Below are 13,899 nucleotides of genomic sequence, written 5' to 3' on the forward strand. Positions count from 1 at the left end.
TTTAACTCGATATACCCCCTTCATCCCCCCTTGCCAAAAGGGGGAATAGTAAAACCATCAGTTAAAAGTGCACTTTTTCTCGCAATATCTGATTATTCTATTTGCGTTTTTCTGGTATACTAATAAACATGAAATGTAGATTCTGTGGTTCTATAGTAAGATTGAAAATAGGCTGAAAGGCTGTATCTTTATATTGCACGGGATGCAAAAAAATCTATCCTGTTAAAGATTATCTCCAGGAAATAGACGAACAAATCTGGGAGGAGATATCAATGCGGCCATGTGACAGGGCGTAGAAGAGGAGGCATATACGAAAAAATTTCTACTTATCGGATATATTGCTTTGTTCTCTATCGTCTTCTGGATTAGTGATAATGCTTATTCAGAAGAAATTGCAAAAGAAGAAAGTTTTTTCAATTCCAGTCTCCATTACACAACAAGAGGGATGTCTTACTGGTATGATAAATCTCGAGGGGGGCTTGAGACTATTACCGGTATCCCTTATACAAGCACGAAGCTTGACTGTTTAAATTGCCATGTATCCTCATGTGACAGATGTCATAAAACTGAAGTTGACAAAAAACTTTATTATTCTACAAAAGCTGCACAGAATCAAGATGTCTGTCTGTCCTGTCATAAGAGGGAAAAAGCCATCAAACAGATAGACATAACAGCAAATCAGCAAGATATTCATTTCGCAAAAGGTATGCAATGCATGAACTGTCATTCAGCACGAGATGTTCATGGTGATGGGAATGAATATTCTTCTATGAAACAGTCCGGAGCAATAGATGCATCATGTGAAAAATGTCATAGTTCTGTCAACCCAACCACTTCACACAAGATACACAGAGACAAACTTGAATGTAAAGCCTGTCATGTGCGACATGTGGTCAGTTGCAGTAATTGCCATATCGGAACACTGGTAAATGATCGCAAAAGGGTTGATATTAAACTTTCAGGGTGGATTTTTCTCATGAATTATAATGGAAAAGTGACTTCAGCTAACATGCAGAACTTTGTTGTTCCTGACAACAAGACATTTCTTATTTTTGCTCCACAGAACAGTCATTCGATTACGAAAGAAGGAAGGAAATGCGGTGACTGCCACGGAACTGACAACGTTAGGCAGGTCCAAAGTGGGAATATCAGGCTAACATGGCTCGAAGATGGAGAAGTCAAACATGTAAAAGGGATTATCCCTGTTGTTGAAGATGTTAAATATGAATGTATATATCAGAATTACAAAGATGGGGAATGGATTCCTATTGAGAATCCACCTGAGCCAGGACTTCAGTATGCTGGTTTCGGGACACCATTGACAAAAGAACAATTAAAAAAGCTATCAATGCCTATGGGCAGATAATATTATTAGCTCTAATTCAATCTGCCTTCAAGTCTCAATTTGTTCAAAATTTCCTGAAGTTTTGGCAGTGCTTTAAGAGCTGCCTTTTCACCTTCAAGTACTGCCTCATGTCTTTTTGAAAAATCAGCGCTTCCTATATAACCCACCTTTGGCTGAATAACAACGTCTGCTTTTGCAAGCTGAATAGCAGAAAGTTTTGAATACATTATGTTTATTGACTGAAGTATGGTTTCAATTGTTCCACTGGGAGCAGATGATGTCACATCGCCTGATATATCTACAGCAATAACTATATCAGCACCAAGCCTCCTTGCTGCCTCAACAGCTACAGGGCTTACAACACCTCCATCAACGTACATCCTTCCTGAAATAACCGGGGGTCTGAATATGCCGGGGATTGAACAGCTTGCACGAACAGCAGTTCCTGTGTTTCCGCTTCCAAATACAACCTCTTTGCCACTCTGTATATCTGTTGCAACAGCATAAAAAGGTATCCGGAGTCTCTCCATAGTCGTATCACGGAGTATATGATTTATATAGGCTTCAAGTTTTTCTCCTTTTATGAACCCGTTGTCAGGTAATGTAAGGTCAAAAACATCATCTTTCTGTATTGAAAACGACAGTTTCTGAAGCTCGAAAGCACTGAAACCGTAAGCATAGAGCGCACCAACAAAACTGCCCGCACTTGTACCTACAATCATATGTATCGGAACTTTATTAGATTCGAGAACTTTCAGCACCCCGATATGTGCAAACCCCTTTGAAGCGCCTGCACCAAGAACAACAGCAATTTTAGCAGGTTTAGGAGGAGGCTGGATAACCTCCTTTGGGGCGCAAGAAAAGATAAAGCTGATAAATATTACAAACACGAAAATTTGCAATGTCTTCTTCTTCATGTCTAAAGGCTCTCTTTCTTCTACATTAAAATACCCCCTCTGCAGAATGTTTGTCAAACAAGTAAAAGTGGAGGTATGTGATGGTAAAATAAAATTCATGCAGATCGTGACAGCTAAAAGTTTAATAAAATATTATGGGAATTCTGCTCGCCCCATATCCTCATTCAATTTTGCCCTTTTCGATTATCCTGAGCAGGTCATTATAAGAAATAGTCTTCACTCCAAACAACTGTGCTTTCTTCAATTTTGAACCGGGGTTTTCTCCAACAATAACATAGTTTGTAGTTTTAGAAACTGAAGATGCTGCATGACCACCATGCCTTTCTATTAATACTTCCACAACATTTCTCGGCTCTGGCAATGTGCCTGTAATAACAAATGTAAGCCCCTCCAGTAATCTTTTTTCTTTGTCTTTGCTTATGAAATCAGGATTAGTTATTTTAAGCCCGAGTGATTTCAGTAGCTTAAGTGTGTCAAGATTTTCTGGGTCATTGAAAAAGTTTGCAACCGATTGGGCGATCTTTTCTCCTATCTGAGGGATTTTAATAATTCTTTCAGGACTTATTTTGTATAGATCTTCAATCTTCTCAAAATTCTTGGCAAGGAGTTTTGAAGCATATTCTCCAACATGCAGAATGCCGAGTGCATAAAGGAATTTCGTAAGAGTTGTGTGTTTGCTCTTTTCGATTGCATTAATAAGATTTTGAGCTGATTTTTCTGCAAACCGTGGAAGGTTAAGGATATCTTCCTTTTTCAGTTTATATATATCAACAAAATTATTTATTAGCCCCTTCGAATAGAGCAGTTCTACATTCTTTTCTCCCAAACCCTCTATATCCATAGCACCTCTGGATGCAAAGTGAATAATCCTTTCCTGAACCTGTGCAGGACAATTAAGCCTGATACATCGGACAGCTACCTCCCCCTCTTCCCTTAGAACTTTCGATCCACAAACAGGACATCTATCAGGTATAGGAAAAGGTCTCTCCTTACCAGTTCTTTTCTCTTTAATAACCTTTATGACATGGGGGATAACATCACCTGCCCTCTCGACCAATACTGTATCTCCTATACGGATATCTTTTCTTTCCATTTCATCCCAGTTGTGTAATGTAGAACGTGATACAGTTACCCCACCTATTTTTACAGGCTCAAAAATAGCAAATGGCGTTATTACTCCTGTTCTGCCAACGCTGCCCTGAATGTCAAGTATCTTCGTTGTGCCCTGATGTGCTGCAAATTTATATGCAATAGCCCACCTTGGCTCCCTTGTCTTCATGCCAAGCGCCTTCTGCAATCTAAAGTCATTCACTTTGATAACAGATCCATCTATCTCAAAAGAAAAGGTATTCCTTTTTTCTTTAATTTCCTCAATTATCTGTATAACCTCTTTTATACCTCTACAGACTTTTACCACTGCAGGAATTGGAAAACGCGTTTTCTCCAGCCATTTAATTAATTCCCACTGCGTATTGAATTCAATTCCCTTTACAGCACCAATCCCATAACATGCAAGATAGAGTTTCCTTGATGCGGTAATTGAAGGATCAAGCTGGCGAACTGAACCGGCTGCAGCATTTCTTGGATTTGCAAACATCGACTCACCTTTATGCTCACGTTCCCTGTTTAGTTTTTCGAACTCATCAATATCCATATATACTTCACCACGTATATCAATTAATTCAGGGATAGCATTAACTCCTTCGATTTTCAAAGGGACAGATTTTATTGTTCTGATATTCTGTGTGACATCTTCACCTTCATATCCATCACCTCGTGTAGATGCCTTGAAAAGTAAACCGTTTCTGTATGTCAATTCAATCGCAAGTCCATCATATTTAGGTTCGACTGTATACTCTATAACATCACTGATACCAAGGAATCTCTTTACCCTCCTTTCAAATTCATCAACATCTTCATATGAAAAAGCATTATCAAGTGATAGCATAGGTTCGGTATGTTTCACCTTTGCAAACTTTTCAAGAGGTGGCGCTCCAACCCTCTGTGTTGGGGACTCTGGAAGAATATAATGATATTTATCCTCCAGTTCTTTTAAATGAAGATATAAACGGTCATACTCTTCATCTGATATTACAGGCGAATCAAGAACATAATAACGATAGCAGTGGTAGTTTAGCTCTTTTACAATCTTTTCGATTTCCTGTTTAATCTGTTCGGGTATTTTAACTGTCATAAAGAATACCCCTTTAAATTTTCGTATCCTCTAATATCTCTATAAGAAACTCCAGTGCAGAAAGGGATGCTTCTTTTTTATTCTGTTTTCTATTGCCTTTTAATCTTAACTCCCTTGAAAATGTCTTCCCCTTCTTGCTTACAGCAATATAAATTAGCCCTTTCTCTTTCCCTTCAAGGACATCCGGCCCAAGGTTACCTGTTATCGAGAGAGAATAATCCGTTTTAGTTAGAGCCCTCATCTTTTCGGCCATTTCTTTTGCAGTCTCATCACTCACAACGCCAAATTTTAAAATTATATCAGATGAAACCCCCAAAATCTTTTTTTTTGACTCTATCGAATAGGAAACAACCCCTGCCTCAAAGAAATTACTTGCTCCAGGAAGGGCTGTAATATAATGGCTTATAAGCCCTCCAGTACAGGATTCTGCTACTGAAAGGGTTAATTTGTTTTTTCTGAAAAATTCATGTACTCTCTGTATAGTACCTGACAATCTGATATTCATTATAGAGAGCCTTTCATATTTGCTTTAATCATAATCTTTTTTCTAAAAGTCTGCAATCTGCAAAAAGCATTTAGTTTGACAGTAATGCAATATTATTGCAGTTAGCAATACTTTTATTATAAAGAAACATATATAGGAACAACTGTAAAGGAGAGATTGTCATTCGTCCTGTGGTAGAAATTTCAAGAAGCCAGGCATGGTTCTGTAGCAAGGATTGGCAGGAGCAGGTTGAAAAAAGGTTTTATTGTCTCCAAAGCACTGGCTGAATCAATGGACATGGCATATCATAGTTTTGAAGAGATTGGGTTTAAGAAAATCTATTTTCTGATTTTGTATAGCAATTTGCTAATATATTTATTCAAGGGGTTCGACCTCTTAAAAAATGGGATAGCTGGCTTTTTTCTAATGCCGAGTTTTTTTATTTCATTAAGAAGATTTTCATTTGTATTGTCTATTTCGAGTCCTTTTTTAAAAGTCTCATAAGCTGCTTTTCGATTGTTGGCAGCAGCATAGACTTTCCCAAGATTCAGATACAGAAGTGGCAGGAAAAAACTTTCACCTAATGGCATCTGCTCCTTTAAACCCTTAAATGCCTTTTCACAGAGCATTTCCCCCTGAAAATAGTATTTGTTAACAGCAGCTTCGAGATATCCTCTGTAAGAGAGGATGAGAGGATTGTTAGGATAATGTTTTAAAGCTTCAGTCAATAATTGTAGAGCTTCATACTTTTTATTTAATTTAATGAGTTCTTCAACCTCTGCAAGGTATTCTCTATATAGTTTTTTCTGAGAAGTTTTTTCTTTTGTTAATGTTTTAATCGCTAATTGTTTTTGTTCTTGAATAAGTTTCTTCAGTCTCGCATCACAATCCGGTTCATGTATGATATTTCCATATTCTGTTGTATGAGAATAGATAATCTTGCCTCTATGATATATCCGCGTTATGATTGCTGGATTCTGGATTCCCATGTCTTCTGAATCGACGAGATAGGTTTCTCCTTCGATATTAATTTTGGAGCTGAAATCTTTGAAAAGCGATGAAGTTATCTTAACTTGTTTTTTCATTTTTTATTGATATAATCTAACTGTTATTACCTTTAACTTACAATATTTTGGAATTTTTTAAACCTCATTATTGTTTAATGAATGTAGATTTATGAAAAATCATAGTGTTTCTTAGCATAGCTTATCTTAATTTTATAAGCCTTAATAAGATATTCTATATCCTTCTTTATATTTCCTGCACTGTTCTTGAGCATTTCGTGCCAGTAAATCAGAAATATCTTGTAGAAATAAAACAATAAAAAGGCAGCCCACTTTTTATATTCTTCAGGTGAACTTTCATAATCAAAATACCTAACATGTAGCTTCTTTTCTTTCTTATCCATGAAATATTTATGAAAAATACCTTCAGGGTCAGCATGAGCATATTTGCTACACAAATCATGCACATGTGGAAGTCCCTCAGCTAATGGGAACTTTTTCTGGTTGTTTTTCATCGTCACCTTTATATTTCTGAAAAGACTCTCCCACGTCGAGGAGTCTCTGCTTTTATTAATATAAATCTGCGTTTCATCAGGATTTTTTAATAAATAGTAAGCTGTAAATGTGCTATCAAGCGCCGCTCTTAAACAACGAAAAGATTGTGCTTTATGGAGCCTTAAAAAAGAAGCCATTCCATTATAAAACTCCTGATGAGATATCAGATATAAAAATGCGGGTATCATGATATTTGAATCAGCGGGAAGGGTAATATTTAAACATGTAGAATACAGATTATCCAGATCTAAAATAAGTTGGAAGTCATTTTTAAGGAGTTCAATATTCTTAGATACGTTTTCATCATCAATTTGTAAAAAATGTTCGAATCCTTTAATTTCTCTCATTTCAATTATATATTACTATAAACTTGCCCAAAATAATTTAGAGAAATATTTTTTCATATTGCGTTATCATGACAATAACAACAAAATAGAATCGTATGAAAATTGTGCTAACTCTAATTCTTATCTTTCTATTAATTCCTGAACTTTACGCTGAAGAATTTCTCTCACAAAGGACACGAGAGGTAGAGGTGGTCTTTACAAGTCATTTGAAAGATATATCTCAAGAGGTTTTAACAATATACCCTTTGGTGCGTGATGAACTCGAAACAGAGTTAAAGTTGAAAATAGATATTCTTCCTATGGTGGTTCTTACTAATAGAAATGACTTCAAAAAAATAGTTAGCAGTGATTTTATTATCGCATTTGCCATGCCTGATAAAAAACTTATTGTTATTGACACTTCAAGAGTATATACAAAGCCTTTCACTCTCAAAACCACACTTCAGCATGAATTATGTCATCTTTTACTACACAGACATGTTGAAAAAAAGAATCTACCCCGTTGGCTTGATGAAGGTATATGTCAGTGGGTAAGCGGAGGCATCTCTGAACTTATGGTTGAGCATCAGGAAAGGACTCTTTCAAAAGCTGTCGTCTCTAATAGATTAATCGATATTAATACGCTCGAACGATTTCCCACAGATGAACAAAATCTGGTGCTTGCCTACGAAGAAAGTAAAAGCCTGATCGAATTTATAGAAAAAAAATACGGTAAAGAGGGGATTCTTTCGATGCTCGGATATCTGAAAGAAGGCAATTCAGTCAATGAATCAATAAGCAAAGCTCTTGGATTAACAATACATGAACTTGAATCCTTATGGCATGCAGACCTGAAAAAGAAACACACGTGGTTCTTATATCTGAGCAATAACATTTACACGATACTTTTCGCTTTTGCAACCCTTGTAATGATTTATGGTTTTATACGTTTCTTAAAAAGAAAGAGGGAATATGTTGATGAGGAGCAAGACATCAACGATAGGAACATAAGATGATAATTTTTCTGGTCGGGGCGAGAGGATTTGAACCTCCGGCCCCCTGCTCCCAAGGCAGGTGCGCTATCCAGGCTGCGCTACGCCCCGAACGTGTGTATCTAATATTTCAGGATTTCCAGATAATCAGCAATAAATTTTTCTTCTTCTGCCTTAGCACGAATTTTTCTATTTCTCAAATCTTCGATTGCCTTGTCTCTATTTCCCCTGTACATGGGATCGAGTTCTATCGCACGACTTATTGCAACAGCAGCATCGTCATATTGTCCTTTCATATTGTAACAGAGAGCAAGCCCGTAATAAGAAAGATAGAAATCAGAATTCCTTTTTAGAGACTCTTTAAAGGCATCCATCGCATCATCATATCGTGCAAGTTTATAATATAACATCCCGATATTATATAATGCCAACGCCGTATTATGATATAGTGGATTTTCTATAGCAGCTTTATAAGATTCTATGGCCTCATCATGTTTTCCAATTTTTTCATAAGCATTCCCGAGGTTATTGTATACTTCTGAAAAGTTCTTATCTAAATTTAGTGCCTTTTTGAAATGAATGATTGCATTTGAATAGTCCTCAAGTTTTGTTAGATAAATTACCCCGATCATGTTATGTGCTTCCTTGTTATCAGGATCAAAATCTATAGCTTTTTGAAACTCAACAAAGGCTGGCTGTATATTATTGTTATTAAGATACGACAATCCCAATTGGAAATGTGCATCGGACTGCTGGATATCTCTTTTAGTTTTGACTGTTACACAGGAGCAAAAAAGGCAGATAAACAATAAAAAAATATAAAATAAATTTTTCAAAATCTATTCTCCTTAGAGATAACTGACTTTATTAAAGTTATCAGAAATACTCAGACAAGTAAAGGGGTCATCCTGTTTAATTCTTCCAATATCCTTGAAATTTCTTGATAGATTTCATGCCACCTCTTCCCCTTCAAGAAAAATTCGAAGCCGTCCTGAAGAAATCTTATCCTGAGATTTTCCGATTTTGCTAATGCAAATATATAATTTGGTTCAACTTTAGTTTCTGGTGAAAAGTTCACTGCTACCCTACCATGCATCTCATGCAATTTTATTATACGCAGATCCCGTGCAATAATTTTCAATCTCATAATATCGAAGAGATGTTTTACTTCATCCGGCATGATACCAAACCTATCCTCTATTTCTGATTTGAGAGCTTTTAGAGACTCGTGAGTCTTTGATGATGCAACCCTTCTGTATAAGCTCAACCTAAGTGTCACGTCTTCAATATAATCTTCCGGGATAAAAGCCTGAACATGCAAGTTTATAACCGGGTCAAACTCTTCCTCAATTTTTATACCCTTGATATCAGCAATTGCCTTCTCCAGCATTTCCATGTATAGGTCAAAACCAACTGCCTGGATATGTCCTGATTGTTCAGAACCAAGAAGATTCCCTGCTCCACGGATTTCGAGATCTTTCAAAGCAAGCCTGAAGCCTGCTCCGAGATAACTCATTTCCTGAACTGCCTGCAATCTTTTCTTTGCTTCCTCGGTAATTATATCTTCTCCGGGAATAAGAAAATAGGCATAAGCCCTAACCTTCCCTCTCCCCACCCGACCCCTTAATTGATAAAGGTCTGCAAGTCCCATCATGTCTGCTCTATTAATAATGATTGTATTGGCTGTCGGTATATCAAGTCCTGATCCAATAATAGCAGTTGATACAAGCATGTTGATTTCACCATCATAAAATTTACGCATTACATCCTCAAGTTCTCGTTCAGCCATCTGTCCGTGAGCAACAGATATTTTTGCTTCAGGGATGAGATTAATAAGATAATTTGCAATCTTATGGATGTCTCTTATCCGGTTATGTACAAAAAATATCTGACCATCCCTCCCTAACTCTCTTTTTACTGCATCTTTTATAAGTGAATCATCAAAGATAGAAACAAAACTCTTAACTGCAAGCCTTTCCTCAGGTGGAGTCTCGATCAAGCTCATATCTCTTATATCTGAAAGAGCCATAGATAATGTTCGCGGGATTGGAGTTGCAGTAAGTGTAATAACATCAACCCCTTTTTTCACTTCTTTTATCTTCTCCTTCTGGCTTACACCAAACCTGTGCTCCTCATCAATAATAAGTAAACCCAGATTTTGGAAATGAACTCCCCTGCTTAAAAGGCTATGGGTGCCTATTATGATATCAATCTCTCCGTTGGCTAAAGCTTTAATCGTATCCTTCTGCTCTCTTTTAATCTTGAATCTACTCAAATAATCAATATTTACAGGAAATGCAGAAAAGCGTGATTTAAAAGTCCGGTAGTGCTGTTCACAGAGTATAGTAGTAGGCACTAATACAGCTACTTGCATCCCATCGTATACAGCTTTGAAAGCTGCCCTCATGGCAACTTCTGTTTTTCCATATCCAACATCACCGCATATAAGTCTATCCATTGGTTTTTCAGATTCCATATCACGTTTTATATCTTCTATTGCCTGAATTTGATCAGTTGTTTCATCATAACTAAAGAAACTATCAAATTCACTATGTAATTCGGTATCAGGACTGAATGAAAAGCCTTTTCTAACTTTCCTTTCTGCATAGAGGATAAGCAGTTTTTCTGCCATCTTTTGTATCTTCTTTTTGACTCTTTCTTTTGTCCTCTGCCAGCTTTTCCCACCAAGCTTATCAATTTTAGGAACAATGCCTTCTTCAGAATGATATTTATGAATACTCGTAATGCGCTGGACAGGTAAATAAAGCCTTCCATTTTCATAGTTAATGAGAATAAGGTCTTCATTCAGCCCCTCAGTAGACTGGCGAACAAGTCCACAGAATTTTCCAATACCATGATCTTCATGTACAACATAGTCTCCAGCTCTTAGATCTTCAAGAGATGTAAGAAGTCTCGTAACCTTTGATTTTTTGATAGGCCTGTAAACCAGCCTATCCCCAAAAATTTCTTTTTCTGTCAGAATAAGGAAATTAGGAATAAAAAGATAAGATGATAACTCACCGATCGTTATTGCAACATTCCCCTTATATTCAAAGATCTCATTCTTATAGATTATCGGTGCAATTACATCTCCATCTCTCAGAATTTTTTTTATCCGCTCAGCCTGTGTATTTGAAGACGTCACTAACACGATTTTATTTTCTATCTGTAAAAACCTTATTTTTTTTACCAGATCTTCCAGATTTTTACGTTCCTTAGGCAAAATGCCCATACCCTGAATCGAAAAAACTCCTGCATCATAGCCTGAACCATCAAAGGGATAATGTGAAAGATATACAGCGTCTACAGAGATTCCCTCTTTTTCCTGTATCGAGTCTGAAATGAAAATTTTTCGGTCCTCCATAAGTTCGATTAATGGTTTCCCGTAAGGCTGCTCCTCAGATGGGAAAATAAGGAAATCCGATATTTCATCTCCTGATCTCTGGCTGTCAACATCGAAAAATTTGATTGTCTCTATTTCATCTCCAAAAAATTCAAGTCTGAGTGGTTTTTCTGAAGTAGATGGAAAAATATCCATTATCCATCCATTTCGTCTGTATTCACCTTTTTCGGTAACTATGGGAACACTTTTGTATCCAAGACCATAAAGTTTTTTTTCTATTTCAGTCCTGCCTAATGTCATTCCTTTCTGGAGAAAAAAAAGACTTCTCCGAAGTTCTTCCTGAGACAGAAAAGGTGATGATAAATTTTTAAATGAGGTTACAAGAGAATCATGGGCTCTGAGTGAATAAATAACACTTGCTCTCTCACCAGAGAGGGACGGACCATCGGGATCGGGAAGAAAGAAGACACTTTCCTTTTTCAATGCATCTCTATAAAAGTTAATATCTCTCCAGAGTTTTTGTGCGTTTTCTTCGGTTGTTTCAATATACAGGAAAGGTTTTCTACAGAGTGCAAGTAATAATGCAGATGATGAACCCTTTAAGTTAAATATTCGTTGATAATGTGTATCTTGTTCAATAAGATTTTCAAAGGATTTAAAATACATAAAAAATATGATAGATTATATAATTCATTATATCATATATTTTTAATAGCATAATTAATTGAAAGGATATAATATGAAAAGGTTATTGCGACTCGGACTCCCAAAGGGAAGCCTCCAGGAATCAACAATGAAACTCTTCAGAAAGGCAGGGTACCACATTCTCGTTTCAAGCCGTTCATATTATCCGTCGTTCGATGACATTGAGATCGAGGCAATGTTGATCAGGGCACAAGAAATGGCAGGATATGTTGAGAAAGGTATCCTTGATTGCGGACTTACAGGAAAGGATTGGATATTAGAGCAAAATGCTTCTGTTCATGAAGTTGCAGAACTCATTTATGCAAAAGAGGGCTTAAGACCTGTCAGATGGGTTATTGCTGTCCCAAATGAGTCAAAAATAAAGACATTAAAAGATCTCAATGGAAAACGGATTGCAACAGAGCTTGTTGGTTTCACCAAAAGATACCTGAAATCAAAAGGTATTAGTGCTGAAATTGATTTTTCGTGGGGTGCAACCGAAGTCAAACCCCCACATCTGGCTGATGCGATTGTTGAACTTACTGAAACAGGCACCTCTTTAAAGGCTAATAACCTCAGGATTATTGAGACCATCCTTGAGTCAAGCACAAGGTTTATAGCAAACAAAAAGGCCTGGAATGACAAGTGGAAGAGACAGAAAATGGAGAACATCGTTATGTTACTGAAGGGAGCACTTTCTGCTGAAGAGAAAGTTGGATTAAAGATGAACGTTCCCCAAAAGTCACTAAAACGCGTAATGAGTCTTCTATCTGCTATGCATTCTCCAACAATATCCCAGCTTTCCGATATTAACTGGTATGCTCTCGAAGTCATTATTGATGAAAAAATCGTACGTGATATAATCCCTAAGCTCAAGATGGCTGGTGCTTCAGGAATTGTTGAATATCAGCTAAACAAAGTTATACCATAGTTTTCCTGAACAGAAAAGGAGGAAAAGGCCTTTTTAATTTAAATGAAATTTTCGTTGACAAAAGGCCTGATTTTTGTTAATTCTTAAATAGAGGTTTATGATGAAAAGGATGAAGTTTATTCTACACTCTGTTTTAATAGTCATTGTAGTCATAATATCTATACTGTTCTGTAATCAAGTTTTTGCTGAAGAATCTCTAAAAGATATCATCGCTCAACAATATGCAATTGAGAAAGATATATGTCCTGTTGTAAAGAAAACTATACTTCAGGGTCTAAATACAAAGGATATAATCAAAACATGTGTTCAGATGGGGCATGATGTCTGTATAATTGTGAAATGTGCTATTGAGGTTAATACTAATCTTGAGCAGATTATTACTGGTGCAATTGAGGCTGGTGCTACCTCAGACGTTGTTTCGAGATGTGCGATTGACGGAGGAGCCGACCCAAAGAACGTTGCTAAAGTTTTAGAGACAGGTCTTGGATACAGCCCTCCTTTAGCAATCGGGCTTACACCTGTCGAAATCAGTTTCCCCGGGGGCAGTCCTGGTGGTGGGACTATCAGCCCATCAGCACCCTGATTATCTTCATTCTTTTAAATGTGTCTCCACATATTGTGCAAGAACCTCGTGTATTTTAGAAGGAGTTGAAATACCATAATAATGGTCTATAACTACATGGGCTATTTCATGAGCTAATACCCCAAGTTCTATATCCCTGATCGAGAGATATATAGTTTTATCTTTTGGTGAATAAAAGGCTATGTAGTCAACATCTTTGCCATATTTGTTCTTGAAGATGTTCTGGACATCTTTCTCAGAAGCCATAAATACCATATTAAATGTTAAATCTTTGGAAAACATTTCAAGAATTGTCTGCACCCTTTCTACTATTACATCAATTTTGTTTTTTACCTCATCTTCAATGCTAAGAGAATGTTTATTTTTTAAAAGGTAAGATAAGCTGCCGAGTTTAACTTCTTTATTGAATTTTTTTAAAACAGTTTCATTGTCATAAGTTACTAAAGCATATTTTGTCTTTAGTTCAAATCCTGAAGAAATCGATGTAAAAATAAAAAAAATAAAACTTATTAAAAAAACTCTGATAAGAAAAAAGTTCATA

12 protein-coding genes and 1 tRNA gene are annotated in these 13,899 nt (G+C 36.5%); 4 read left to right on the plus strand and 9 right to left on the minus strand.

Annotation, left to right across the window (positions count from 1 at the left end):
- The first annotated feature begins 343 nt into the window (after nt 1-343).
- A complete protein-coding gene (locus tag HXY53_09285; protein ID NWF76740.1) occupies nt 344-1,366 on the plus strand; it encodes a hypothetical protein in 1,023 nt (340 codons plus the stop codon).
- Between the two features lie 11 nt (nt 1,367-1,377).
- On the opposite strand, the gene HXY53_09290 is transcribed toward HXY53_09285, so the two are convergent.
- The 5 genes from HXY53_09290 to HXY53_09310 form a co-directional block, all read right to left on the minus strand.
- Nucleotides 1,378-2,262: a patatin-like phospholipase family protein gene (locus tag HXY53_09290; GenBank protein NWF76741.1), complete on the minus strand. Its 885-nt coding sequence runs from the start codon at nt 2,260-2,262 to the stop codon at nt 1,378-1,380.
- Nucleotides 2,263-2,422: 160 nt separating this feature from the next.
- On the minus strand, nt 2,423-4,456 hold the full coding sequence (gene ligA, locus HXY53_09295) for an NAD-dependent DNA ligase LigA (protein ID NWF76742.1): 2,034 nt from the start codon (nt 4,454-4,456) through the stop codon (nt 2,423-2,425).
- 13 nt (nt 4,457-4,469) lie between these two features.
- Nucleotides 4,470-4,961, minus strand: coding sequence for a CinA family protein (locus HXY53_09300; GenBank protein NWF76743.1), 492 nt, complete (start codon nt 4,959-4,961; stop codon nt 4,470-4,472).
- Between the two features lie 317 nt (nt 4,962-5,278).
- Complete coding sequence (locus HXY53_09305) at nt 5,279-6,025, minus strand: hypothetical protein (GenBank protein ID NWF76744.1); 747 nt, start codon at nt 6,023-6,025, stop codon at nt 5,279-5,281.
- Nucleotides 6,026-6,114: 89 nt separating this feature from the next.
- A complete protein-coding gene (locus HXY53_09310) occupies nt 6,115-6,846 on the minus strand; it encodes a hypothetical protein (GenBank protein NWF76745.1) in 732 nt (243 codons plus the stop codon).
- 104 nt (nt 6,847-6,950) lie between these two features.
- Here HXY53_09310 and HXY53_09315 point away from each other — a divergent pair, with 104 nt between their 5' ends.
- Complete coding sequence (locus tag HXY53_09315; GenBank protein NWF76746.1) at nt 6,951-7,841, plus strand: hypothetical protein; 891 nt, start codon at nt 6,951-6,953, stop codon at nt 7,839-7,841.
- Nucleotides 7,842-7,850: 9 nt separating this feature from the next.
- Here the strand turns inward: HXY53_09315 and HXY53_09320 are convergent.
- The 3 genes from HXY53_09320 to mfd form a co-directional block, all read right to left on the minus strand.
- Nucleotides 7,851-7,928: transfer RNA gene (locus tag HXY53_09320), tRNA-Pro, on the minus strand.
- An 11-nt stretch (nt 7,929-7,939) separates the two neighbouring features.
- A complete protein-coding gene (locus tag HXY53_09325; GenBank protein ID NWF76747.1) occupies nt 7,940-8,653 on the minus strand; it encodes a tetratricopeptide repeat protein in 714 nt (237 codons plus the stop codon).
- A gap of 50 nt (nt 8,654-8,703) precedes the next feature.
- Nucleotides 8,704-11,826 carry a transcription-repair coupling factor gene (gene mfd, locus HXY53_09330; protein NWF76748.1) on the minus strand — a complete coding sequence of 1,041 codons (3,123 nt, stop codon included), beginning with the start codon at nt 11,824-11,826 and terminating at the stop codon, nt 8,704-8,706.
- A 73-nt stretch (nt 11,827-11,899) separates the two neighbouring features.
- Here mfd and HXY53_09335 point away from each other — a divergent pair, with 73 nt between their 5' ends.
- Entirely contained in the window at nt 11,900-12,775 is an 876-nt protein-coding gene (locus tag HXY53_09335; protein NWF76749.1) for an ATP phosphoribosyltransferase, read from the plus strand.
- Between the two features lie 109 nt (nt 12,776-12,884).
- Nucleotides 12,885-13,358, plus strand: a complete 474-nt coding sequence (locus HXY53_09340) for a hypothetical protein (GenBank protein ID NWF76750.1) — start codon at nt 12,885-12,887, stop codon at nt 13,356-13,358.
- Between the two features lie 6 nt (nt 13,359-13,364).
- Here the strand turns inward: HXY53_09340 and HXY53_09345 are convergent, their stop codons facing one another.
- Complete coding sequence (locus HXY53_09345) at nt 13,365-13,898, minus strand: hypothetical protein (GenBank protein NWF76751.1); 534 nt, start codon at nt 13,896-13,898, stop codon at nt 13,365-13,367.
- Nucleotide 13,899: the final 1 nt, after the last annotated feature.

Source organism: Nitrospirota bacterium, from assembly GCA_013388455.1.
Classification (GTDB): Bacteria; Nitrospirota; Thermodesulfovibrionia; order Thermodesulfovibrionales; family SM23-35; genus JACAFF01.